The sequence below is a fragment of the Paenibacillus sp. CAU 1782 genome (assembly GCF_054551715.1).
The window spans coordinates 1,129,504-1,152,245 of the sequence record NZ_JBTOLL010000001.1; the positions used below are offsets into that span (position 1 = coordinate 1,129,504).

Here is a 22,742-nt window from a genome sequence, read left to right on the forward strand (position 1 = left end):
CTTCGCTCATTATGACGCTTGTCTGTAGATGCAGGATTGTTCGAGTACACCAGCATGACCAAAACAAAAAGCAGGCTGCGCCTGCTTCCTCGTATTGCCTTATTGATCCGTTTCCACCGTGCCGTATTTGGTCATTACGGTGGCCTTGCCTCTAATCTTGATGGCAGAGGTATGATCGGTGAATTGACAGATCAGCACTTCGTTGCGGTCAAGTTTCTCCATATGATGAAACCTTGTATCTTGCCCGCGGGTGAGGCCGATGACCTGTACTCCCTGGTCCTTCGCTTTGATGACTACATAATCGCCAACCGTCGGTTCCATGATGTTATCTCCGCCCTTCCTGTTCCTAGTGAAAAATTATAGAACAAGTTCTCCCAATACGCAACGGTGGCGGCGGCGAATATGAAACGGCCTCCGGAAACCGCCGTTTAAAGAGCTAACAGCTTCTATGATAAAACCATGCAAAAACGCTCAAAACGTTTACCGTTCGAGCGTTTATGCCGTCATATACGTTAATTGGATACAAGGTCTTTAAGCGATTTACCCGGTTTGAATGCCGGCATTTTGCTTGCGGCGATATCGATTTCTTCGCCTGTTTGCGGGTTGCGGCCTTTACGGGCTTGACGCTCGCGCACTTCAAAATTGCCGAAGCCAACCAGTTGAACCTTGTCACCGCTTTGCAGCGCATCGGAGATGGCTTCAAAAACAGCGTCCACCGCCTTGGTTGCATCCTTTTTGGACAACTCGGACAGCTCGGCCACTTTGTTGATCAGATCAGTCTTGTTCATTTTCTCACCTCCTTAAAAGTTTGCGGAGCAAACTTGGCTTCGTAAGCTTTGTCTTAAAGTTTGCGGAGCAAACTTGGCTTCGTATGCATTTGCCTAAAGTTTGCGATCTTATCCCTCTTATTAACGGAAAACTTCAAATATATACCTTTTTGACCGAACAAACCTATAGTAATACAGCAGAATGGCAATTTCAAGTGCCAATGCCCCCGGACAGAGCAAAGCCGCTTCGTCATGAGAACGAAGCGGCTTTCCCCAGAGGCGTCTTGCGCCGAATTATAGAATAATCGCGATCAAACCGCCGGAGCCTTCGTTGATGATGCGGCCAAGCGTCTCTTGAAGCTTGTAGCGCGCATTATCCGGCATCATGGCGATTTTGCCCTGAATGCCCTCCCGCACGATGGAATGGAGCGAACGGCCGAAAATATCGGACTCCCAGATTTTGATCGGATCGTTTTCGAAATCCTGCATCAGGTAACGGACCAGTTCTTCGCTTTGCTTCTCGGTGCCGATGATGGGAGCAAACTCCGATTCCACATCGACCCGGATCATATGGATCGACGGAGCCGTCGCTTTCAGCCTTACGCCAAAGCGCGAACCCTGTCTGATGAGTTCCGGCTCATCAAGCGCCATTTCCGCAAGCGACGGGGCTGCGATGCCGTATCCGGTCGTTTTGACCATCTCCAGCGCTTCCGCAAAGCGGTCGTATTCCCGCTTGGCATGGGAGAAATCCTGCATCAGCTGGAGCAAATGGTCTTTGCCGCGGATTTCGACGCCAACAACCTCCATCAGAATTTGGTCGTACAGCTCATCGGGCGCGTAAAGGTCGATTTCCGCTACGCCTTGCCCCATGTTCATCCCGCTAAGGCCCGCCCGCGCAATGAAATCATAATCCATAAACTGGCTGACGACGCGGTCGACATCCCGCAGTCTCCGAATATCCTTCACGGTATCGCGCACCGAGTTTTCATAGTTGCTGCGCAGCCAATGGTTTTCGTTCAGCACCATTACCCAGCTCGGAAGATTAACATTGACTTCGTGCACGGGGAATTCATAGAGCACTTCCCTCAGAACGGACAATCCTTCTTCCTCGCCCATCGTCGCCGCGCTAATCGCCATAACCGGAATATCGTATTTGGCTTGCAGTTCGCTGCGGAGCTGCTGGGTTTCCTCGCTTTTAGGGCGGGTGGAGTTGATGATCAGCACAAAAGGCTTGCCAACTTCCTTCAATTCCTCTATGACTCTTTCTTCGGCAACGACATAAGAGCTGCGCGGTATTTCGGCAATGCTGCCATCTGTCGTAACCACCACGCCGAGCGTGGAATGCTCCTGAATGACTTTCCGGGTGCCGATCTCGGCGGCTTCCTGGAACGGAATCGGTTCTTCGAACCATGGCGTCGTAATCATGCGCGGACCGTTTTCATCCTCGTAACCTTTGGCGCCTTCCACCGCATATCCGACGCAGTCCACCAAGCGAACATTCACCTCAAGCCCTTCCGCCACCTTCAGCTGAACGGCCTGATTAGGCACGAATTTAGGCTCTGTCGTCATAATGGTTTTTCCTGCGGCGCTTTGAGGCAGCTCGTCAACGGCTCTGGCCCGGTCCGATTCATTTGCAATGTTAGGCAAAACAACCGTTTCCATAAACCGCTTGATAAACGTTGATTTGCCTGTGCGAACCGCACCTACCACGCCGAGGTAAATATCCCCGCCGGTACGTTCGGCTATGTCCTTGAAAATGTCCACTTTCTCCACTGAATATCCCCTCCCAATTGAATTTCCGGTTCGCCGCCTTCCACCGGACAAAAGGGCAGGCCAGCGACGCAACTCGTACATGCTTTTTGGACTAGTAACATCTTATTGTCCAGACTGTCCAAATATGCTTATTCCCTCTACGAAAATTGTTGTTTTTCTCCCGCCGCGTGCTCCTCATCTTCCCTTCCAAGATTGAAATATATGAACATGCCGGCTGAACTATGTCGCAGAAACAAAAAAATCCCTTCCCGCGTAGGGAAGAGATTTTACAACAATGCTTTCAGTTATTTACTGCAACCGGCTCCCCGTCTTCATTCAACTGGTATGCCGGCGATTTCACGGGCACAAACTCCGTGTTGTCAATCAGCAGCCTGCGCAAATCCCCGTCTTGCCATAGGGAAATATCCTCTTCGCGCTGCAAGCGCTGCATGATGTCGATGCCGTAATCGATATATACGGTCCCTTCTTCATCCAGCATCGCCTGTAATGCTCCGCCCGAGAACATACTGGTTATAACGGGCTGTTTGATACCTAAAACCCCGTAATCAATACCAAAAAAACCGGGATAGAGGGTATCCGACAAAGGAAGCTTTCCGTTAGCGCTGGAGTAAGTATTTACCTGCTTCTGCAGATCATTCACTTTCTGAAAAGCAAGTATATCCTGGAGCCGGATTAACGGCTTGCTTTCTTCATCAATGATCAAAAAATAATAGTTTCCTCCGTTTTCAAAGGCAGCCGCGGGAATCGAGCTGATGTAGCCCTTGCCCTGAAGCTTCTTGAAATCCAGCCGGAACTTCTCGTACAACGGCACATCCTGGCTGGCGTTAATGATCGGCAGCAGTCCCTGCTCGCTGAAATACTGGTCAATCGCCGACTGAATATTGCGTACCGCTTCCTTCGGCGGAGCGGACTGGCTGTTCTCCTTGGGATAAAGACAGCCGGAAGTCAACACTAGCAGAATAGCGCATGCAAGCACAGCAGCCGGTCTTGTCCCGGCGCGGCGCAACATGGATTTGATAGCCACTGTCATGTTTTATGCCTCCGTTTCCGTTACCATAAGTCATCTTCCTGCTGACGCGCCAGTTGTCTTGCGACAGCCGCGCGAAGAGGATCGGGCGGAATTTCCACTTCGCACCCGCCGTTCACTCTGGCCTGGCACGACAAACGTACGCCTTGCTCCTCCAAACCCGCAAGCTTCCGGCTCTCTACCTCGCCAATCGGCAGCAGCTTGCTTCCGGGGAGCACGGTCACCTTGCACATAAAGCAGGAAGCTTTGCCGCCGCAGCGCGTGGCGATATGAACGCCTGCACGTCTTGCGGCATCCAGCAGAGTTGTGCCTTTGCGCACCTTTACCGACCGGCCTGAAGGCCGAAAGTGTATTTCAACGTCCACTCCCGATCACCGCCCTCTCCGGTCGTTATCCAGTCATGTACCTGCTGGACAAATTCATCAGGAAAACGATTTCGTTCTTCAATAGCTTTCATTGCAGCCATATGTCTATCCCGATCCAGCAAAATTCCGCCCACTATCGTTTCCACCCTGTCCGCTCTGCCGCGCAAAGCGTTGAACCACAGCTCATGGGCAAGCGGCACCAATGTAGTGGCGTGATGATTTCCAACCGTTACGGACTTGCCGTGAGGAAGAAGCACATCTCTTACCTCCACCTTGTACCGGCAGCCCATTGACGCTACTTGAAAGCCAGCCACAAGTTCCACCCGCCAACCTCCGATATCATAATGGCTCAAGGTTGAGCGGTAAATATCACTTTCGCTGAAGTGCGGGATATTAAGCGCGTAGGCTTTCAATCTGTGATGCAGTTCCGCGCCATTCTCTTCGTCGCAATAAAGATCCAGATCGCGCGGAGATGCCGCCAGGGGCAAACCACGCAGCATAAGCCCTGCGCTTCCTCCCGTTACCCAGAGATCGCTTCCGGCAGCTTCAACGATCATGGCCAGCGCACTATGAATAGGCAATTGTGTAGTCATGTCTGGCACACCTCTAGAAATACGTTTTATTGACGGCGGCAATCCGGCCAGCGCCTTCCTTGACAATCGCCTGGCAGCCGAGACGGTATCCTTCTTCAAACTCCTCCGGCTCCAGACGGTCCCATTCCTCGTCCGTCACTTCCTCCAAAAACTCCGCGCCTTCCGTAACAAGGCATCGGCATCTTGCGCAGGTTCCCCGCGTGCAGGAGAAGCTCCAGTCCACTTTGTGTTTGATGGCGTGATCCAGCAGCGTCAGCCCCGACTCTGCCGGAACCTCGGCCGTCATTGTTTTTCCTTTTAACTCAATCATAGAACGACCTTCCTTTTTTAGCTCAAAATCAATAACTGATTTCGATAACATCACTTTTTATGTACAATCCATCGCCGGCAAACGCTTCCTAAAATTAACATGATCTAAGCAATCGCTAAATGATTGAAAAGAATCCGTAAATAAATCCGAATACAAGCAAAATAAACGCTACAATCGATAAAACAACCCGGAGCACGCCTTTTGTTTTCGCTCTTGCGAATGTAATCAGGAAAGCGGCAATTGCCATCAGGCCAATGCCTACAAACGAAATCCACATCTTCGTCATCGGATCCATTGCGGTACCATTCTCCTAATCTATGTCGAATTTATGCTTCCCATTATAGCATCAAATGTCTGCATACACGAACTAGCGAAAAACGCCACCGATGGGTACCAGTGGAGTTTTTCGCCGGCTTTTGCCGTTAAACTGTCAAACTTTATTTCTTCAGCATCATGTTAACCAGCGATTCCATATTGGACGGACTTAAGCCGCTGGCTTTGACCGCTTTGACAATATCGTTTACCGCAGCTTCCGGCACTTTGATCTTGGCCATGTCTGCCACTTGCTTGATCAGCTTGCGGAGTTCAGCCTCGTTTTTCAACGTGCTTGCGTCTACGCCGCTGGCCAGCTTTTTGACGGCATTTTCGGAAATGCTCTTGCCCGTCTTTTTGTTAATGGCGCCAAGGATATCCTTCGGCATTCCTTTCGACAAACGCTTCACCCTCCTCGACCATGAGTTCCTGACATCATATGAGGAGGAATCCGCGATGGTGTAGGCGCGGGCTTATCCGATGCTTTCGATCTCGTGCGTTTTGAGCCGTCCCATCAGCTGCTCGACCGCAGCCTTTGGCTCTTTGCCTTGAAACAGTACTTCGTATAATTGATGGGTGATCGGCATTTCTACGCCAAATCGCTGAGCCATTTCATGAGCCGCTTTGGTTGTGCGGACCCCCTCGACGACCATGCCCATTTTCTCCAGCACCACAGGCAGCGGAGTGCCGTCAGCCAGCATAGAGCCGGCCCGCCAATTGCGGCTGTGAGTGCTCGTGCAAGTGACGACCAGGTCGCCGACGCCGGCAAGCCCGGCAAAAGTCAGCACATTTGCGCCCATTGCTGCCCCAAGCCGGCCGATTTCCGCAAGTCCCCGGGTCAGAAGTGCCGCTTTGGCATTGTCGCCAAACTTTAAGCCGTCTGACAAGCCGGCTCCAAGCGCGATAATGTTTTTGATGGCGCCGGCTACCTCTACGCCGATAACATCGGGATTGGTATAGACTCGAAAGTCGGAGTTCATTAATGCGTCCTGCGCCTTTTCAGCTTCTTCCAGCTTCTCCGCTGCCACTACAACCGTAGTTGGCTGCTTGCGAATAACTTCCTCCGCATGGCTCGGACCGGACAACACAACAACGGATGCCTCCGGTCTGCCCAATTCCTCGGCCAATACGGTGGACATCCGTTTCAGGCTTTGTTCCTCGAATCCTTTAGTCGCATGAACCACTAACGCATGATCCGGCAGCCACTCTGCCGCTTGCTTTGCAACCTGTCGCATGGCGGAGGAAGGAGCAACGAACAGCGCAAGATCCGTTCCCGCAAGTGCTTCCTCCATGCTGGAGGTTGCCGTTATGAGCGGAGGCAGCTCGCAGCCAGGCAAATATTTGCCATTGATGCGCGTCGCATTGATTTCATTGGCTTGCTCCGCGCTCCGCGTCCACAAATAGACGGAATAGCCATTGACCGCCAGTACCGAAGCCAGCGCGGTTCCCCAGCTCCCCGCCACCAGTACAGCAGCTTTGCGTCCCGCAGATGATTGTTCTTGAGTCATATGCATTACGCTCCTTTTTTGGCGCCCAGCTTATTTTCCGTTCCCTTCACCAGCTTGACGATATTGCTGCGGTGACGGAAAAACGCAAATACGCAAAACGCCAATGTTCCGTAAAACAGCGGCATCGGATAGTCCAGAAGCAGCACGAATAACGGAGTCAATAGGGCAAACAGTAGAGAGCCTAACGATACATAACGCGTCAGAGCTATCGCTGCAATCGCAACGATGCCGGCATAAAGAGCCGGCAAGAAACACAGTACCACCACGATGCCGATAGCTGTCGCAATTCCTTTACCGCCTTTAAAGCCAAACCAGATGGGCCAATTATGGCCTGTGATGGCAGCTAGTCCGCATAAAACGGGAATCCATCCATTGTCGCCTAACCAATGGCCGATACCGACGGCTGCTATACCTTTGGCGATGTCCAGGGCAAAGACGGTAATGCCGGGTCCTTTGCCAAGGACCCGCAGTGTATTGGTCGCTCCCGCATTGCCGCTGCCATGTTGTCTAATATCAATACCTTTGATCCATTTAGCGATAACGATGCTGAATGAGACAGAACCAAGCAAGTAACTGAATACAATTGCAATGACGTTTAAGGCCAACTTTTTTCTCCCCTAGTCCTCGTCTGATTTCCTGCGTGTAAAGATTCGGACCGGCGTGCCCTCAAAATTAAACGCGGCTCTTATTTTATTTTCAAGATAACGCTCATAGGAAAAATGCATCAGATCCGGATCGTTTACAAAACAAACGATGGTAGGCGGCTTGGTTGATACCTGCGTCACATAGTTGATGCGCAGACGTTTTCCTTTGTCCGTTGGGGGTGGATTAATCGCCACAGCATCCGATACAACATCATTAAGCAGATGCGTTTGAATCCGCAGCGCATGTTGTTCCGATACATGATTGACAACGGGAAGCAGCTTATGTAAGCGCTGTTTGGTCAAAGCAGACAGGAATACGACCGGCGCATAGGTCATAAACAAGAAATGATCGCGGATTTTTTGCGTAAAATGCGCCATCGTTTTTTCGTCCTTTTCCACCGCATCCCACTTATTGACCACAAATACGGAAGCTTTGCCCGCTTCATGCGCATAACCGGCAATATGCTTGTCCTGTTCGATGATGCCTTCTTCACCGTTAATGAGCACCAAAACGACATCAGCGCGTTCGATTGCTTTCATAGCGCGCATAACGCTGTATTTCTCCGTTGTTTCATAAACTTTGCCGCGCTTGCGCATACCCGCCGTATCAATCAGCACATACTTCTGTCCGTCATGCTGAAAAGGGGTATCGATTGCATCGCGAGTTGTTCCGGCAACGTTGCTGACAATAACACGGTCTTCGCCAAGCAGCGCATTGACCAGTGATGACTTGCCCACGTTGGGACGTCCGATCAGAGCAACGCGGATGACATCCTCGTCATAGCCGTCGTCTTCCAGCTCAGGCAGCAGATCGGTAGCAGCATCCAATAAGTCGCCGATGCCAATGCCATGGGAACCGGAAATAGGAACCGGCTCGCCGAATCCTAAGCCGTAAAACTCGTAAATTTCATCTCTTCGGCTGTCATTGTCAACCTTGTTGACCGCAACCACTACAGGTTTGCGGGAACGGAACAGCATTTGGCCAACCTCTTCATCGGAATGGGTTAGGCCGCTTTTGGCGTCCACCATAAAAATGATGACATCAGCTTCTTCGACAGCAAGCTCCGCTTGCATCCGAACCGACTTCATAATTTCGTCTTCTCCGTCGATTTCGATGCCACCGGTATCTATGATGCTGAACGGCTTGCCATTCCATTCGCCTGTTCCATAAATGCGATCGCGCGTTACGCCAGGTTTATCCTCAACAATTGCCAGCCGATCGCCTATTATTCGATTAAATATGGTCGATTTTCCCACATTGGGCCGCCCGACGATGGCGATAACAGGTCTAGCCATAATTGGTTTTTCACTCCTTCAATGATACTCACGTTACCCATCATAGCAAAAAAGTATGAACTTGGCTAACAAATACTTGTAACAGTTGTTCAAAAAGACCGCTTTTGATCACAGAGATACTGAAATGCAAGCTTTTAGAACTCTACTCCTGTTTTAACGATGATTGACCAGAATCATTGTCCCGTTTTTTAAGTCATGGGCGCTTGCATCTAATATCTTCTCCAGCAAAAACGCGGCTGACTGCAGTTCCTTTTCATCGCCTGCGATAAAAATAGGGGCACCCCCGCCAACCTTGGACGGGTGGACGGAGACCACCGCAACAATTTCACCCATGTTCCTCCGCCTCCTTCTGGTTTACAGCCGATTCTGTAGGCATTCGTACCGCGGATTCCAGAATAGGAACCCTTTTGACCACTTCTACCCCTTTATGCGTATCCATTTCTTGCGGCAAAACAAATACGGCAAGTCGCCCATTCTTCATATCCAGCTTGGCAAGAGGAACCAATGCCGGCTCGCCGTCATCACGATAAACGCCCAAGATCGTGGCAAGATCATAAAGGATGGCTTGGCGTTGGCCAAGATTGGTCAACGTTGCTTTGCCATTGGCATTGCGGGGCGTTAGTACAAATCCCATGCCGCGCTCCATCATGATCTTTTGGTTGTCCTGCAAACCTACATTCATGATATAAATGCCGGATACAAATAAATCCGGACCCACAACCTCGACCTTACCCAGTTCAACGTCCGCAATATGGCTGATGGACTTCCCGGATTTCAGCTTTAGCACAATGAACAGGGATAATATGCCGGCAGCAATGCCAAACCAGAGTGATAACATGATCGCAAACAAGCTGGTTAATAAAGCGGTCATAATGACCAGATAGTTGCGGCCTTCAAAAACCATGGCGATGCCTTCAATATAAGTAGTGCCTCGGCCAACCAGCTCCAGGCTGTCGATTTTTGTCAGCGTGTCCCGCTCCATTTTTCGCACATCCCTGAATTGCTGGGCTGCCAGCGTCAAAAACGTAATCGCTGTATAGTCTTTGTTAAACAATGCCGGTACGGCAACCGCGCCAAGCGCCGCGGCAATGACGCCAAGCGAAATATGGATGATGCGACCATGAGGATAGGTCGGGTATTGTCTGTAATCCGTTTTGAGCATCACCAGCCTGGCGATAATGCCAAACAGGATGCCAAGAAGAACCCCAATTAAATGATGGTTATCCGCCAAAAAACGACTCATAGCTCGCTCATCCTCCCTTTGGCCCCAGTCGCGTAAAGATACGCCCCAATCTTAGGCCCCCAGCCTTCACCAGTGCTTGCGAAGCATTGCCGCAAATTGCGACGGCGAATGACAGCAAAACAATGTCCCACCAACGAGCCGAACCGATAACGGCATAATACGAACCGCGATCCAGCCAAGAAGCAAAACATTCTCCCAGTATCGAGCACCAGACCAGAAGTCCCGGCTGCCTGCTGAAATCGCTAATGAGCAAGCTGACCAACAGGCCGCATAAAACGGGAATGTCCCATCCTGGCTTAAGCCAGGACATAAAAGGCTCGTAACTGTACAAGCTGCGCAAGCAGCCCCAAATTAAGGACAGCAGCCCTACTACCGCCGCTCTGTAGCAGTTTCCCGAAAAAGCGCTGCGGGCAAATAAGCTGCCCAAACCCGCCAGCATGAGCGGAGCCGCGGATGGCTGGATATAAACAATGCCTTGAAAGGGCATCCTCCAAGCGGGAAGAAAAAGCAAACAAGTGGTTAGCGTCAGCATTAATATCAGAGAGACGGCAGATCGATCAGGAGCTATAAACGGCTTCCAGCCTGTTGCCAGAAGAATAAAACCGGCTAGCAGGAGCAGGCATGCAATATATCCCGGAATCATGAATGTTCACCTCGCGTCTCCCTATTATGGCCCAAAGAAAAGAGGCTATTCCTGCAAGGAGCTGCAGGAATAGCCTCTATAGGAGTAGCGAATTACTTCAGCTTGCTCAACTTGTCGCCAAAACGCTCGCCCAGGGAGTAGCTCATGCTGGAGCTGTTCAGGCTTACGTTAGGGTTGTTGATTTCCTCTACCTTAGGAGCACGTGGAGCGCGCTCTGCTCTTGGAGCCGGAGTTTGCTGCTCAGGAGCTTCTTCGGTTTCCTTGATGCTCAGGGAAACGCGTTTTTCAGCAGAGTTGAAGTCAAGAACTTTAGCTTTAACTTCTTGACCTTCCTTCAGCACTTCATGAGGCGTTGCGATGTGACGGTGAGCGATTTGGGAAATATGAACCAAGCCCTCAACGCCAGGCGCGATTTCTACAAAAGCACCAAACGTAACGAGGCGGCGAACCGTACCTTCAACAATGTCGCCAATGTTGAATTGACCAGCTGCCGTTTCCCATGGACCCGGTTGAGCTGCTTTAACGCTCAAGCTGATTTTGCCTGCGGCAGGATCAACTTTAAGCACTTTAACAGCAAGCTTTTGGCCTTCGGATACAACATCCTTCGGATGTGCAACATGCTGCCAGGACAGTTCGGATACATGAACCAGACCGTCCACTCCGCCGATATCAACAAATGCGCCAAATGGAGTCAGGCGTTGAACAGTGCCTTCCAGCTCTTGGCCAACTTGGATGGAGCCGATCACTTGTTGTTTGTTTTGCTCGAACTCAGCGTCAAGCACTTCTTTTTGGGAAAGGATAACTTTTTTGTTTTCAACGTCGATTTCCTTCACTTTTACGCGAAGCGTGCGGCCTTTATAGTCGCTGAAATCTTCAACGAAGTGACGCTCAACCATGGAAGCAGGAATGAAGCCGCGAACGCCAACATCGGCAACCAAACCGCCTTTTACCACGTCGGCAACAACAACTTCGAATACCTCGCCGGATTCGAAACGGCTTTGCAGGTCATCCCATGCTTTTTCGCCGTCAACGAGTTTTTTGGAGAGGACCAGGCTTTCCTTGTTGTCGTCAATGCTGACAACTTTCAATTCAACCTCTTGGCCAACCTGTACGGCGTCAGCCGCATTCTCCAATTGAACGGAAGAAAGCTCACGCAGCGGAATAACACCGTCATATTTATATCCAAGGCTTACGTAAGCTTGGTTATCTTCGATTTTGACGATAGTGCCCTTAACGGAATCGCCTTTTTTCAAAGACACGAAATTATCCATTGCGTCTTGAGTAACTTCCTCCGCAACGGTTTCTTGCACATTGATCTCTTCTGACATTGAAATAACCTCCTCAGTTCATACCCCAACTTTATTTAAACCCGATGGACAAAGCCCAATCGGCATTTAAAACAACTTCTTAAACGTATTGCTTTGCCGTCTTGTGAATGCCATCCATAATAATTTCCGTCGCACGCTCCAGCTGATCGCCCTCGAACCCTTCCATGCGGGCTGCCAGATCTATGGGTTCCCCATAGCAGACAAACATTTTGCGGAATGGCTTGTAGCTGCCGACAATCGCAACGGGCACAATCAGTCCTCCGCCTCGCAATGCGATCATCGCCGCTCCTTTTTTGGCCGCTCCTGGATTGCTTCGGGAGCCCTCCGGAAAGATAGCCAGCATCTTGCCTTCCTTAAGAAAGTTAATAGCCGACTTGATCGCTTCTTTGCTGACGCCTCCCCGCTTGACGGGAAACGCGCCAAAAGAGGTGATCAGCGAACCAAAAACCGGAACTCGGAACAGCTCTTCCTTAGCCATAAACAACACTTGGCGCTCCACCTTGACGCCAATGGTGGGCGGATCAAAATTGCTGATATGGTTTGACGCCAGAATAACGGCTCCGGAAGATGGTATATTGTGCAAGCCTTTTGGCTCAAGACGGAACAGTACAGCGTAAATAGCATTTAGTAAGGATCGAAAAATGACATATAACATAGTTTACTTCGCCTCCGCCAATTTGGTTCGGCTCATTTTGACAATTGCGTCAACAACCTCTTCGATGGTCATGTCGCTGCTGTCCAGTTCTATGGCGTCGGAGGCTTTAATAAGCGGAGCAAGCTCGCGCTGCTCGTCCAATCTGTCTCTCTCGGCGATTTCCGCCTGAAGCTGCTGGAGCGTAACAACGGCATCCTGACCCAATTCCTTGAATCTGCGGAGCGCGCGCTCCCTGACGGATGCAGTGAGAAAGACCTTCAGTTCAGCGTCCGGCAGCACATGCGTGCCGATGTCCCTTCCATCCATAACGATTCCTTTGCGGAGCGCCATATTGCGCTGCATAACGCCAAGCACCTCGCGCACAATCCCGCTGGCGGCATAGTGGGAGACCGAACCCGTAACTTCTCTGGAGCGAATCACTGCGGTAACGTCCTCTCCGTTTAAATAAACGAATTGTCCGTTTGATCCCGGTTTCAGCACGATATCCAGGCTCTCCATGAATTGCGCAAGCCTTTCAGCATCGTCTGCAGGTATTCCCTGGCGCTGAGCGCCCAAAGTTACTGCCCTGTACATCGAACCCGTGTCGACATACACATAACCTAATTGCCCGGCGACCATTCTTGCAACCGTGCTTTTGCCCGCGCCTGCCGGCCCGTCAATCGCAACATTGATCAAGTCGCTGTCGCCATCTTGCTGCACCACGTACAGTCAACCTCCTTTAATCAAGGCAAGACGGCCTCTTTTCCCCCAAGGCTTGGAGTGGTTGTTCAATCACTTGACCTTCAAAGAAAAAGCAGGCATTGCCTGCGAACGTGAAAATTATACCACACTATCCCCCAAGATGCAAAAGAGAAGCGCTAGCCAAGAGAGGTTCCCTCCCATCTGGCAGCGCTTGTCAGCCACTCTCTTATAGTCTCGTTCTGCAGGGCCAGCTGCGATAAAATGATTGCCGCCAGCAGGGCCAATATGGCATAACGCAGCCATTTTCCTGCCTTGTCCAAGCCGGCGGCAAGGCTATCTTTGTTATGTAACAAAGCGCTAATCTTTGATAACATCCCATTCCCTCCACAACTGCAGGATGGGATTAGGTTGCTCCAAATAAGGTACCCTCATTCAACGATTGCGATATTCCAATTGCCTTTCAAAGCAATAACGAATAATTTTTTGCCGTTCAGAGTCGGAAATATCGATGAATTTGATCATGGCTTGCCTGCGTCCGCTCTCCAGTTCCTTGATCCGGACCACTTCGGCCGTAAAATAGGCATGGTCGACCACGCCGTTTTTGTAAGGAAGCAACAGCCAGCACTGAATGGCGTCCTCGCTGCTCAGCCCATGCTGCTCGCGATGGAGGAATGAAATACCGCCTCCGCCGACATCATCCGTTTTGCATACAAAACGGCCTTTCCCGGAAATCTTGACAGCCAGATCCAATTCGGCCGGCACGCGCAGAAAACTGCGTCGCTGAACCCTCGTCATTTTTTCGGGGTCCGGCTTCATGATTTTGACCAGACGTACGCCATCCTCCTTGAAGCCGATGACATGAGAGTCAAAGTAATGCTTCACTCCGTCGGCTTCCACAAAAAAAACCGACATTTCGTCACCAAGATACAAACGCTTGGTCCGACCGGTCTTTTCATTCAGTGGATATTCGATCAGAAGGCCGTCTTCTTCTTCATCCGCTATCCTGGATTTGTACTCCACGGCAGCTTCCGATTCATCGGAGGAAGCAATGTGGTAATAAAGCATGGCGTTAACTTTTGGCAACAAAATGGCTCCCCTCCCGTATACCAGACATTATAGCATGCCTGCGGTCGGGGAGCTATAACGAGATTGGGCCTTGGATGCTTAAGCCGCCGTCTTTTGATCCTCTGGAGTCATAGGCTCAATGGCTTCTTCATAGCCCGTGTCCGCGTTAATATAAACTTTGTACAAGTAGCCGTTAATGCCGCCGGTAAATTCATGGCACAACACTTCTTCGCCCATTTCGTTTTTGATGAGCGCCAGTTCCTCGCCAGATACTTTCATTTCCGGATTAAGAGACTTTCGCGCCTGCTCCTTCGACATGATCGGGCTTGGCAATTCGCGATTTCGGTGTTCATACACGTAATCGCTTGCTTGCAGGCCTACAACGTCGCCTTTATCCAGCGCAACCTTGACCGTCAATTTTTCGGGGTAAATCAATACGCCATTTTGCGTGCCGACATAAGTAAAGTTCCCCGTGTCACCATATTGGTCGTAGCTGATCGGCTTCATTCCCTTTAAATCATGACTGTCCAGGAAGGTGTCCGCAGCATTCTGCGCTTTCTGAAAATCGATTGCGCTTTTCCCGATGTCCCGGTCGTTTCGGTAAGAAAGCAACTGCCCGCCTTTTGCCGTATAATCCAGTTGGGCAACCGATCCATTGTGATCTGCCCGCACGGAATAAGAAGCAAATGGGGTGTCCTTGCCGTTTTCCGCCACCTGAATTCCGGAGACGCCAGCTCCCAAGAAAGAAGCCGCTTTAGTCTTGATGTCATTTGCGGTAACAGGCTCACCAGAGAGAAGCTTGACGGTACGCCGCTCGTACATGCTGCTGACAGACGGTCCCCAATCCAGCTCCGGATACGCGCTCACCTTCTGGTCCACAGACCTTAATCCGTCCACGATGACGTTGCCGCTTGTCGCCTGGTCCGCCGCAATGGCTACCTCGACATCCATCCATCTCAAATTGCTCGCGATGACATCCTGCTGCATCCGATTCAAATCCTGCACAATTTCACCGGATTTATCATACAATGCTTTTAACGTCTTGAATTCCCCTTCCGACAATGGCTGCCGGGTCAGATCGCGGACTGCGGTTTTGTATGCGAAATTGGAAATGTGGGACAAGAAGTTTTCGGCTTCCGTAAACGGCAAAAAGCTGAGCGGAAGCTGGCTGATTTCATTTTGCGCCTGGCTGGTCAGCCTCCACACATTCACGAGGCCTTTGCGATGAAAATCCTTGGAGGTTGAATTGACCGCTAACGTATTGCCCAGTTGCTGGTGCAGCTTGTCGACATGAAATGTCAGGTCATGAAAAGCCCGCTGGTATTGATTTTCCGCTTTAATCAAAATCGAGTTTTTTTCCTGATGCTCCTGATAGCCCCAGAATAACGCGCCGACCAGCATAACGGCGAGCACGGGAAACATAATGGAGCTAAGCCTGCGATATACCATACAAAAAGCTCCTTTCTCGTTCCAAACCTGCCATTAGTTTGGATTGGAAAAAGGAGCTTTATGCATCCCGCCTATTTAAGTGCTAGTTCAAAAAGTCCGGTTTTCAGTACCAGCAAGCATCTGCTTGTCATTAAAAGCCGGGATGCTCCTCGATATCGAGATCGCTGCTGTTATTGCAAATGCATTGCCGAAAGCCTGTTTCAATGTTTCCTTTTTCCCTCCGGCCCCGCAGCACAAACTTTTCGCCGCATACATTGCAGCGAATCGTTACCTTGATTCTTGCATTGTCCATTACAGCCTCCTTCAGTCCGTCATTATGCCAGTATGGACCGAAGACTTACAATTTAACCTCATCCTCTCGCCTAATAAAACGAAACGGAGAGCGGCTGGTAGCGGAATTCATCTTGTGCAGCCCCCACATCCAGAGAAGCGCCATAAAGGGAATGATGAACCAAATCCATACTTGCTCCAGAGCAAGCAAAATCCAGTCATATACGCCGTGGAGCAGCAAGGGCAGCAGCAGCGAAACGAAAAGAAACCATCGTTTTGATTTTCGTTTTGGAGAAAACTTCGCCTTGCCCAAATAATAGCCCATCATAACGCCAAACAAAGCATGGCCGGATACCGGCAGAAGCGCCCTCAGCAGCAGCTGGCCAAAGGATGAAGTGGAATACATGGCATATAGCACGTTCTCCATTGTGGCAAACCCTAGAGAAATCGATGCCGCGTAAAGTATACCGTCGTAAGGCTCGTCAAATTCGGTATGATTGTAGATAACGTGGAACAGCACAAACCATTTTAGAAATTCTTCCACGCCCGCCGATTGAATAAAGGTTGTTACAAGCAGCATATCTTCGCCCAGATAAATCTGGAGGCCGCGCTGAATAACCATAATGGGCACTACGACAAGCACGCCGAGCAAAAACATGCGCACAACCATATGAATCGGTTCAGCGTCGTATTTGTCGCGCAAATACAAATAGGTAAGCAGCGAGACGCCTGGTGCGATCGCCGCAATCAATATAGAAAACAACACCACTCGCGTCCCTGCTTTCTTGCATTCCCTGTCCGGCAGGACGGGAACGGAAATGACACAGTCATACTCTTAATTATACATGGGCGGAGCTTGCCCGGATATAGCAATTGCTGCCGTAAAGACGAAAAAGGGCACCGGCGGAAAAAATCTCGCCGTTGCCCTGTCATGTGATTGATGAATCAAAAGGAAAAATGGCTGCAAATCTCCCTTACTGCATTTTCCGGCATGATCAGTTTCCCATATTCCTCCAGCATGGCATAAGTGACAGAGGTCGCTTCTCCATACTCCGCCAACAGCGCAATGACGGCATGATATTGAGGAGGTTCCATGCCTGCAGGCTCAAGGGTCAAAATCCATTTGCCATTGTAGGAGAATAACCGGCCTCCTTCCGTTAATCCGGAGCGTTTAAGCTGCCCGGCTACAGAAATGACATCTTCGAAATCCCTGAATGCATACATGACCACGTCGCTTTGCTCCATGGTTACTTCCATATCCAGAATGTCGTCATCCGAATCATCAAAATCGTCTCTGCCGTGTTCATCCGAAGAACGATTGATTTTACCGCGTGTAACAATTATCACCATGCCTTGGGCCGGCATAGCGAGCACTTCCACCGCCAGCGGGCCGGATGCGTCAAAACCCAGCTCTGTATATGCCTGCTCCATCATTTCCATAAAAAGCTCTTGAAGCTTGGGAGGTTCGCGCCACATATCATCCTTATGGATCCCCCGCTCCAGCAAATCGTCAAATGTCAGGAAAATCCGTATCCGGTCCTGACTCAGCCGCTCGATCTTCATGATAGGATCCTCCTTTGCAGCGTCTATCGTAATAGCGTATGAAGCCGCATTTTAATGGTGCATAAAATGGACTTTTTACGCTATGACATTACTTTACCATGTCTGAACGCCAAATGCACTAATATTGGATGAAAAAAGAATCGGCCTGCCAAAGCCCCTTATGGGCTCTGCTGGCCGATTCCCGGTTCCAATTTCATGATCTAGTGCGCCGCTGCGGAGCTCTCCGCTTTTATTTTTTCCACTTCCCGTTTCACTTCCGGATCGCTTTGTATCCATTGCTCCATCTGCATCCAGGTTTCACGGGATGACTTATCATTTCTTCCGGCGTCGCCTTTTACAGATTTGGCAAGCTGTTGCGAGCCGCCGCTTTTTGAACGAAACATGCTTCCCGCCATTTTACCTGTTGCCGCGTGACAGAGCTCACTCATTGCGCCTGCAGCCCAAGCGACAGCTCCGGGCCGTTTGCGGGAAATATACAATGTTGCTGTCGCGCCAAGCAAACCGCCAATTATTAATCCGCGCCACTTCATCAGCGTTGCACCTCATTTCGAATGAATTACAACCATTAGTGTGGCACTGCGGCGGGTCCCGCATTCCCTCTAAATTCAGGAAATCGCGCCGCCCGCTTTATAACGACGCCCGCTTATTGGCCGCCCTTTGTCAGAGCAGCAAGCTCCAGCTTGTCCAGCATCATGCCGTATTCATTGCTCATTTCAAAATGGGAAGGCATCGGAAGCGAGTCGAAATACGGCGCAATCTCGTCGCCATTGCGGAACCAGTCTCCGGGCTCCGGCGATTTTAGCTCCACGTCAGTCCAGGCATTCCCAAGCTCGGGACTGTACAGAAGCTGAGCATCCTTTTTCAGTCTTCCTCCCGACAGCTTCTCGATAGGGGGAACTGGCGGCGGCATCGTTTTTTGAAACAGGGAAGGAGCATAATCCGACCGTGAGCCCGTATGCCTGATCGCGGCCGAGAAACAGCGCGCTCCGTGCAGCACAGTGGGAATACCGAACAACATGGCATACAACCGTTTGCCGAACTCGATTCGCTCCCCGATATCTCTGAATTTTTCGATAATTAATCCTGCAAGCTGCAAGCCGGAGCCGCTTTTGCCGTCGCTGATGCCGATTCCATACGGAAATACGACTCCGTTGAGCTGCAAGATGGATTGAAGTTCGGTAACCAAGGAATGAACCGCTGTCTTATAGGCCGGATTTTGTACAACGCGGCCTTCGATATAATGCTGCTCGTTAATAATTAACGCAACGGAGAGAAGTGCGGAATCTCCCTCCCGCCAAAATTGCGACCAGACTGGCGCCATAAACGAGGAAACGCCGAGACCGGGCAGCAGATGAAACAGGCTGCGGCCTTCCCGACGGCTCCATTGATAGAGCAAAAGCTGCGGGTAGGCATCGCCGAATATTAGCGCATTGCATCGCTCCAGAAACTGAAACAGCTCATTTCTTTGTCCTTCGTTCAGCAGTCTCGGCAGCCACTCGCCCTTCAGATCCGTCATATTCCAGCCGCCATTGCGCGATACAAGATGGGCCAAAAGACTCCAATGCAGCTCCGGGGAGTGGAAATAAACCGTGCGGTAAGCTTCCGTGCGCGTCACGTTGTTGCGGTTATGCAGCCTCGTTTCCGCAGCGATATGATTCAGCAGCTCCCGCTCCTCCGGCTGCCAATCCCTTGGCGTACCGCCCCGGTTTTTCCGCTCTGCCTGCTTCAAGCTTTCCAGCAGCCGGTATCCGGCACCAGAAGACAACGCAGGGGGCGAGGCATGCTGCAGAAGCTCCCTGGAATAACGCAATGCCTTGAATTTGCCGGCTGTATAGGCAGCCGCCGCAGCGGGAAGCTCAAGCAAATAACGCAGCCAATTCACGACTCTCAACCCCCTGCGCCTAAACTTTTCGGTTCGCTCTCGCTACCTAAAGTTTGCGCAGAAAAACACTTTATAAGCATGGAAGGAACTTCAACGAAACATGCCCCACAGCTTAAGCAGATGAAACGTATTATTGGGATCGATTTTTTGCGCAATAACAAACGCTACAATTCCGTCTTCCTGCGATTCCGTAAGCTTCTCCTGAAGGATAACTGCCGCAGACTTTACCAGCCTCCGCACCTTCGACCGGTCCTGCAGATCATATTTGGTCACATGGGCGAGCAGTCCCCGAATACGTTCCTTGACTGCCGGGTTTTTCAGCTTTTGCTTTACCCTTTCCACAAACTGCGGTTTAATGCCATAATTCTGATAGCTCATGATATCTGCACCTCCACTAGAGCATAGTTCCTCAATGACTAAACTATATGCCGAAGGGAAGGCGGAGTTGACTAATCCAATTGCTCGCCTTGAAATAATCCGTCCTTCAAAACCATTTCACGCAATACTCTGTAGTCCTCGCTACTCCAAAAAACATCGCTTTCGGAAAGTTCGCCGGCATCTTCCCGCGCAATTTCGAGCCATTCATAATCGCTGACCATATCCGCAATTTTGAATTCCGGCAAGCCGCTTTGTTTCGTTCCAAAAAAATCGCCCGGCCCTCGTAGCTCCAAATCCCTTCTCGCCACCTCAAATCCGTCGCCCGTCTCCGTCATAACTTTCATTCTTTGGCGTCCCGTCTCCGATTTGGGATCCGCGATCAAAATACAATGGGATTGGTGTTCGCCCCGCCCAACCCTTCCCCGCAATTGATGCAGCTGGGACAACCCGAATCGTTCGGCGTCTATTATGACAATCAACGTTGCATTCGGCACATCCACGCCAACTTCAACAACCGTCGTAGCTACTAGCACCTGGCTGGTGTTGCCGGCAAATTCACCCATAGCTTCTTCTTTCTCCGCCGGCGTGAGGCGGCCGTGAAGCAAACCAACCTTCAGCTCCGGACACGCTTGCTGAAACTGCATGTAGGTATCGATGGCATTTTGCACGTCCAGCTTGTCCGATTCTTCAATCAACGGGCAGATGATATAGGACTGGCGGCCCGCTGCCGCTTCCTTCCTGACAAAAGAAACCACTCTATCCATCGCATCATGTTTCACCCAATACGTTTTGATCGGTTTGCGCCCCTTGGGCATTTCCTTTAACGTGGACACATCCATATCGCCAAAAGCGGTAATCGCCAGCGTACGCGGAATAGGGGTGGCTGTCATCGTCAATACATCCGGGCTGATGCCTTTTCGCCGCAGCACGCTTCGCTGATTGACGCCAAACCGATGCTGCTCATCCGTTACAACCAATCCCAAACTATGAAATACAACCGGCTCTTGAATTAAAGCATGTGTGCCAACGACGATATGCGTGATGCCCATTTGCAGTCCCGCAATGACATCCCCTTTTTTACGGTCGCTCAAGCTGCCCGTAAGCAGCCCCACCACAATACCCGTTCCTTCAAAAAGCCGCTCCAGCGACTTGGCATGCTGCTCCGCCAAAATTTCTGTAGGAACCATCAATGCGCCTTGATGGCCCGCTTTGAAGCTGCCGTAAAGCGCAATAGCCGCAACTACCGTTTTGCCGGAACCAACGTCGCCTTGCAGCAAACGATTCATTGCGCTGCTGCGTCGCATATCGGTTAAAATCTCATTAACTACCTTCTTTTGCGCATCCGTTAACTCAAAAGGAAGCGTCGAGGCAAACTCTCGAATAGATACGCTGTCGATGGCATGGGCGATACCGTCCTTGCGTCTTTTTCCCAAAGAACGATAGGCTTGAAGCTTAAGCTGAAACAGAAACAGCTCTTCATACACCATTCGCCGTCTTGCTTCCTGACCTTGTTTGACATCATCCGGCATATGAATCAGCTTTACGGCTTCGGAGCGGCTCATTAGCCGATGTTTATCCACCAAGTCTGACGGCAGCACCTCCGGTATCCATTCACCGTAAAGATCAAGCGCGGTTCCAATCAGCTTGCGAATCCAGGATTGCGTCAAATTGCCGCCGATGGAATAAACAGGCTGAAGGCTGCCCGTCCTCCCGCTTCCCGCGCCGTCGGCGAATTCGGAATGGGTGACTGTTATTTGCAGCCGGTGCTGCTCCCATTTGCCGGTCAGCACAATTTCGCGGGATAACGTCAGTTGGTCCGCCAGGTAGTGGCGATTAAACCACACAGCCGTAACAAGAAGTCCACCAATCTCGACCTTGCAGGTTAAGCGGTTTTTCCCTCTGCCGTAACGTTGCAGCATCGGCATGCCTCGTATGACGCCAAGAACCGTTGCTTTTTGGCCATTTTTAACCTGCGACAAATCAACAATGCGATAATCTTCATACCGAAATGGAAAATGGTCCAGCAAGTCCCCGATTGTATAGATGCCAAAGGCGTGAAGCTCCCCCTCTTTCAGGGCGCTCACGCCTTTCAATTGCCTGACTGACATTTCATTAAGCTTATTCATGAATCCTCACACCTTGTATGCAAATACGGCCGATGTTCCCGGCCCTGTATGCGTGCCGATGACTGCGCCAACGGTTGTATACGTAACAGACTCAACATTCAGCACCGCTTTTACCTTTGCCTCCAGCTCATCTGCGTTATCCAATTCGTCAGTACCCGCTATGACAACAGCGACGGGGGCATTGCCGAATTGGTCCTGCAGCATCTCGCCGATCCGTGCGATCGCTTTTTTAGTGCCGCGCGCTTTATCAGCGGGAATTACGCTGCCTGTCGACTTGTCCAGCGACAATATTGGCTTAATGTTGAGAATAGAGCCAATCAGCGCTGCAGCTTTGCCGATTCTTCCGCCTTTGCGAAGCCATTCCAGAGAATCCACGAGGAAGTAGATATACGTTTTTTGCTGCAACTCTCTTATTGCGTCAAGTATCTCTTCCTTAGACTTGCCGTCTTTTGCCATACGGGCCGCCAGCACAACCTGCATGCCGATGCCGTAGGAAGCGGAGCAGGAATCCACAATTTCGATATCCCCTTCCTGCTCCAGCATGGATTTGGCAATCGTAGCGGACTGATGCGTACCGCTCAAGACAGATGCCAGATGAATAGAGATGATGGCACACCCCGGATCCTCCGTCAGCAACCGCTCGTACACTTGCGAAAAATCAAGCGGCGACGGCTGTGAAGTCGTGGGCTGAACCTGCGCCGTTTTTAACTTGGCGTAAAATTGGTCCGCGGTCAGCGTAACGGAGTCCAGAAAGGTTTCTTCTCCAAACAGCACTTGCAAGGGAACAACTGTAATATCCAGCCCTTCTTTTAGTTCCGCCGGAATATCGGATGTGCTGTCAGTCACAATTCTTACCTTGCCCAT

At 50.7% G+C, this 22,742-nt stretch carries 29 protein-coding genes; all 29 read right to left on the minus strand.

What is annotated here, in order from left to right:
- Positions 1–99 precede the first annotated feature (99 nt).
- Positions 100–321 (minus strand): trp RNA-binding attenuation protein MtrB, encoded by a 222-nt coding sequence (gene mtrB, locus ACX93W_RS05615; protein WP_068683923.1) that lies wholly within the window; start codon positions 319–321, stop codon positions 100–102.
- 191 nt (positions 322–512) lie between these two features.
- Complete coding sequence (locus ACX93W_RS05620; protein ID WP_068683925.1) at positions 513–788, minus strand: HU family DNA-binding protein; 276 nt, start codon at positions 786–788, stop codon at positions 513–515.
- Between the two features lie 273 nt (positions 789–1,061).
- Positions 1,062–2,540 carry a stage IV sporulation protein A gene (gene spoIVA / locus ACX93W_RS05625; protein ID WP_459391324.1) on the minus strand — a complete coding sequence of 493 codons (1,479 nt, stop codon included), beginning with the start codon at positions 2,538–2,540 and terminating at the stop codon, positions 1,062–1,064.
- 280 nt (positions 2,541–2,820) lie between these two features.
- Positions 2,821–3,570, minus strand: coding sequence for a hypothetical protein (locus ACX93W_RS05630; RefSeq protein ID WP_459391325.1), 750 nt, complete (start codon positions 3,568–3,570; stop codon positions 2,821–2,823).
- 20 nt (positions 3,571–3,590) lie between these two features.
- Positions 3,591–3,932: a 2Fe-2S iron-sulfur cluster-binding protein gene (locus ACX93W_RS05635; protein ID WP_459391326.1), complete on the minus strand. Its 342-nt coding sequence runs from the start codon at positions 3,930–3,932 to the stop codon at positions 3,591–3,593.
- Positions 3,890–4,525 carry a nucleotidyltransferase family protein gene (locus ACX93W_RS05640; protein ID WP_459391327.1) on the minus strand — a complete coding sequence of 212 codons (636 nt, stop codon included), beginning with the start codon at positions 4,523–4,525 and terminating at the stop codon, positions 3,890–3,892. Before ACX93W_RS05640 ends, ACX93W_RS05635 begins: the two co-directional genes overlap by 43 nt.
- Positions 4,526–4,538: 13 nt before the next feature.
- Positions 4,539–4,835 (minus strand): 2Fe-2S iron-sulfur cluster-binding protein, encoded by a 297-nt coding sequence (locus ACX93W_RS05645; protein ID WP_459391328.1) that lies wholly within the window; start codon positions 4,833–4,835, stop codon positions 4,539–4,541.
- A 115-nt stretch (positions 4,836–4,950) separates the two neighbouring features.
- Positions 4,951–5,130 (minus strand): DUF2768 family protein, encoded by a 180-nt coding sequence (locus ACX93W_RS05650; RefSeq protein ID WP_459391329.1) that lies wholly within the window; start codon positions 5,128–5,130, stop codon positions 4,951–4,953.
- Between the two features lie 142 nt (positions 5,131–5,272).
- The gene (locus ACX93W_RS05655) at positions 5,273–5,548 is read right to left on the minus strand and encodes a stage VI sporulation protein F (RefSeq protein WP_459391330.1); all 276 of its coding nucleotides are present in this window, start codon (positions 5,546–5,548) and stop codon (positions 5,273–5,275) included.
- Positions 5,549–5,620: 72 nt separating this feature from the next.
- Positions 5,621–6,655, minus strand: coding sequence for an NAD(P)H-dependent glycerol-3-phosphate dehydrogenase (locus tag ACX93W_RS05660; protein WP_459391331.1), 1,035 nt, complete (start codon positions 6,653–6,655; stop codon positions 5,621–5,623).
- Between the two features lie 5 nt (positions 6,656–6,660).
- The gene (gene plsY, locus ACX93W_RS05665) at positions 6,661–7,260 is read right to left on the minus strand and encodes a glycerol-3-phosphate 1-O-acyltransferase PlsY (protein ID WP_459391332.1); all 600 of its coding nucleotides are present in this window, start codon (positions 7,258–7,260) and stop codon (positions 6,661–6,663) included.
- A 12-nt stretch (positions 7,261–7,272) separates the two neighbouring features.
- On the minus strand, positions 7,273–8,595 hold the full coding sequence (gene der / locus ACX93W_RS05670; RefSeq protein ID WP_459391333.1) for a ribosome biogenesis GTPase Der: 1,323 nt from the start codon (positions 8,593–8,595) through the stop codon (positions 7,273–7,275).
- A 153-nt stretch (positions 8,596–8,748) separates the two neighbouring features.
- Positions 8,749–8,928 (minus strand): capping complex subunit for YIEGIA, encoded by a 180-nt coding sequence (locus tag ACX93W_RS05675; RefSeq protein WP_459391334.1) that lies wholly within the window; start codon positions 8,926–8,928, stop codon positions 8,749–8,751.
- Complete coding sequence (locus ACX93W_RS05680; RefSeq protein ID WP_459391335.1) at positions 8,921–9,838, minus strand: YIEGIA family protein; 918 nt, start codon at positions 9,836–9,838, stop codon at positions 8,921–8,923. The genes ACX93W_RS05675 and ACX93W_RS05680 overlap by 8 nt, the downstream gene beginning before the upstream one ends.
- A 7-nt stretch (positions 9,839–9,845) precedes the next feature.
- On the minus strand, positions 9,846–10,481 hold the full coding sequence (locus tag ACX93W_RS05685) for a YphA family membrane protein (RefSeq protein WP_459391336.1): 636 nt from the start codon (positions 10,479–10,481) through the stop codon (positions 9,846–9,848).
- A 92-nt stretch (positions 10,482–10,573) separates the two neighbouring features.
- Complete coding sequence (rpsA, locus tag ACX93W_RS05690) at positions 10,574–11,809, minus strand: 30S ribosomal protein S1 (RefSeq protein WP_459391337.1); 1,236 nt, start codon at positions 11,807–11,809, stop codon at positions 10,574–10,576.
- Between the two features lie 79 nt (positions 11,810–11,888).
- Positions 11,889–12,464 (minus strand): lysophospholipid acyltransferase family protein, encoded by a 576-nt coding sequence (locus tag ACX93W_RS05695; protein WP_459391338.1) that lies wholly within the window; start codon positions 12,462–12,464, stop codon positions 11,889–11,891.
- Positions 12,465–12,467: 3 nt separating this feature from the next.
- On the minus strand, positions 12,468–13,172 hold the full coding sequence (cmk, locus tag ACX93W_RS05700) for a (d)CMP kinase (RefSeq protein WP_459392016.1): 705 nt from the start codon (positions 13,170–13,172) through the stop codon (positions 12,468–12,470).
- A gap of 149 nt (positions 13,173–13,321) precedes the next feature.
- On the minus strand, positions 13,322–13,519 hold the full coding sequence (locus ACX93W_RS05705) for a hypothetical protein (protein WP_459391339.1): 198 nt from the start codon (positions 13,517–13,519) through the stop codon (positions 13,322–13,324).
- Positions 13,520–13,577: 58 nt separating this feature from the next.
- The gene (locus tag ACX93W_RS05710; protein WP_459391340.1) at positions 13,578–14,231 is read right to left on the minus strand and encodes a flagellar brake protein; all 654 of its coding nucleotides are present in this window, start codon (positions 14,229–14,231) and stop codon (positions 13,578–13,580) included.
- Positions 14,232–14,309: 78 nt separating this feature from the next.
- A complete protein-coding gene (gene ypeB, locus ACX93W_RS05715) occupies positions 14,310–15,659 on the minus strand; it encodes a germination protein YpeB (RefSeq protein WP_459391341.1) in 1,350 nt (449 codons plus the stop codon).
- Between the two features lie 130 nt (positions 15,660–15,789).
- The gene (locus ACX93W_RS05720) at positions 15,790–15,951 is read right to left on the minus strand and encodes a hypothetical protein (RefSeq protein ID WP_459391342.1); all 162 of its coding nucleotides are present in this window, start codon (positions 15,949–15,951) and stop codon (positions 15,790–15,792) included.
- 45 nt (positions 15,952–15,996) lie between these two features.
- Positions 15,997–16,698, minus strand: a complete 702-nt coding sequence (gene prsW / locus ACX93W_RS05725) for a glutamic-type intramembrane protease PrsW (protein WP_459391343.1) — start codon at positions 16,696–16,698, stop codon at positions 15,997–15,999.
- A 176-nt stretch (positions 16,699–16,874) separates the two neighbouring features.
- Positions 16,875–17,492: a genetic competence negative regulator gene (locus ACX93W_RS05730; protein ID WP_459391344.1), complete on the minus strand. Its 618-nt coding sequence runs from the start codon at positions 17,490–17,492 to the stop codon at positions 16,875–16,877.
- A gap of 200 nt (positions 17,493–17,692) precedes the next feature.
- Positions 17,693–18,022 carry a hypothetical protein gene (locus ACX93W_RS05735; RefSeq protein WP_459391345.1) on the minus strand — a complete coding sequence of 110 codons (330 nt, stop codon included), beginning with the start codon at positions 18,020–18,022 and terminating at the stop codon, positions 17,693–17,695.
- Positions 18,023–18,135: 113 nt separating this feature from the next.
- Entirely contained in the window at positions 18,136–19,374 is a 1,239-nt protein-coding gene (locus ACX93W_RS05740) for a DUF2515 family protein (RefSeq protein WP_459391346.1), read from the minus strand.
- 90 nt (positions 19,375–19,464) lie between these two features.
- Positions 19,465–19,752, minus strand: coding sequence for a stage VI sporulation protein F (locus tag ACX93W_RS05745; protein WP_459391347.1), 288 nt, complete (start codon positions 19,750–19,752; stop codon positions 19,465–19,467).
- Positions 19,753–19,823: 71 nt separating this feature from the next.
- Positions 19,824–21,878 (minus strand): ATP-dependent DNA helicase RecG, encoded by a 2,055-nt coding sequence (gene recG, locus ACX93W_RS05750; protein WP_459391348.1) that lies wholly within the window; start codon positions 21,876–21,878, stop codon positions 19,824–19,826.
- A 6-nt stretch (positions 21,879–21,884) separates the two neighbouring features.
- Positions 21,885–22,742 carry a DegV family protein gene (locus tag ACX93W_RS05755; RefSeq protein WP_459391349.1) on the minus strand — a complete coding sequence of 286 codons (858 nt, stop codon included), beginning with the start codon at positions 22,740–22,742 and terminating at the stop codon, positions 21,885–21,887.

Coding starts and splice junctions, on each gene's coding strand:
- mtrB (WP_068683923.1), bottom strand. CDS start 321: ATGGAACCGACGGTTGGCGATTATGTAGTCATCAAAGCGAAGGACCAG.
- ACX93W_RS05620 (WP_068683925.1), bottom strand. CDS start 788: ATGAACAAGACTGATCTGATCAACAAAGTGGCCGAGCTGTCCGAGTTG.
- ACX93W_RS05630 (WP_459391325.1), bottom strand. CDS start 3,570: ATGACAGTGGCTATCAAATCCATGTTGCGCCGCGCCGGGACAAGACCG.
- ACX93W_RS05640 (WP_459391327.1), bottom strand. CDS start 4,525: ATGACTACACAATTGCCTATTCATAGTGCGCTGGCCATGATCGTTGAA.
- ACX93W_RS05645 (WP_459391328.1), bottom strand. CDS start 4,835: ATGATTGAGTTAAAAGGAAAAACAATGACGGCCGAGGTTCCGGCAGAG.
- ACX93W_RS05650 (WP_459391329.1), bottom strand. CDS start 5,130: ATGGATCCGATGACGAAGATGTGGATTTCGTTTGTAGGCATTGGCCTG.
- ACX93W_RS05660 (WP_459391331.1), bottom strand. CDS start 6,655: ATGACTCAAGAACAATCATCTGCGGGACGCAAAGCTGCTGTACTGGTG.
- der (WP_459391333.1), bottom strand. CDS start 8,595: ATGGCTAGACCTGTTATCGCCATCGTCGGGCGGCCCAATGTGGGAAAA.
- ACX93W_RS05675 (WP_459391334.1), bottom strand. CDS start 8,928: ATGGGTGAAATTGTTGCGGTGGTCTCCGTCCACCCGTCCAAGGTTGGC.
- ACX93W_RS05680 (WP_459391335.1), bottom strand. CDS start 9,838: ATGAGTCGTTTTTTGGCGGATAACCATCATTTAATTGGGGTTCTTCTT.
- ACX93W_RS05685 (WP_459391336.1), bottom strand. CDS start 10,481: ATGATTCCGGGATATATTGCATGCCTGCTCCTGCTAGCCGGTTTTATT.
- rpsA (WP_459391337.1), bottom strand. CDS start 11,809: ATGTCAGAAGAGATCAATGTGCAAGAAACCGTTGCGGAGGAAGTTACT.
- ACX93W_RS05695 (WP_459391338.1), bottom strand. CDS start 12,464: ATGTTATATGTCATTTTTCGATCCTTACTAAATGCTATTTACGCTGTA.
- ACX93W_RS05705 (WP_459391339.1), bottom strand. CDS start 13,519: ATGTTATCAAAGATTAGCGCTTTGTTACATAACAAAGATAGCCTTGCC.
- ypeB (WP_459391341.1), bottom strand. CDS start 15,659: ATGGTATATCGCAGGCTTAGCTCCATTATGTTTCCCGTGCTCGCCGTT.
- ACX93W_RS05720 (WP_459391342.1), bottom strand. CDS start 15,951: ATGGACAATGCAAGAATCAAGGTAACGATTCGCTGCAATGTATGCGGC.
- ACX93W_RS05730 (WP_459391344.1), bottom strand. CDS start 17,492: ATGAAGATCGAGCGGCTGAGTCAGGACCGGATACGGATTTTCCTGACA.
- ACX93W_RS05735 (WP_459391345.1), bottom strand. CDS start 18,022: ATGAAGTGGCGCGGATTAATAATTGGCGGTTTGCTTGGCGCGACAGCA.
- ACX93W_RS05745 (WP_459391347.1), bottom strand. CDS start 19,752: ATGAGCTATCAGAATTATGGCATTAAACCGCAGTTTGTGGAAAGGGTA.
- recG (WP_459391348.1), bottom strand. CDS start 21,878: ATGAATAAGCTTAATGAAATGTCAGTCAGGCAATTGAAAGGCGTGAGC.
- ACX93W_RS05755 (WP_459391349.1), bottom strand. CDS start 22,742: ATGGGCAAGGTAAGAATTGTGACTGACAGCACATCCGATATTCCGGCG.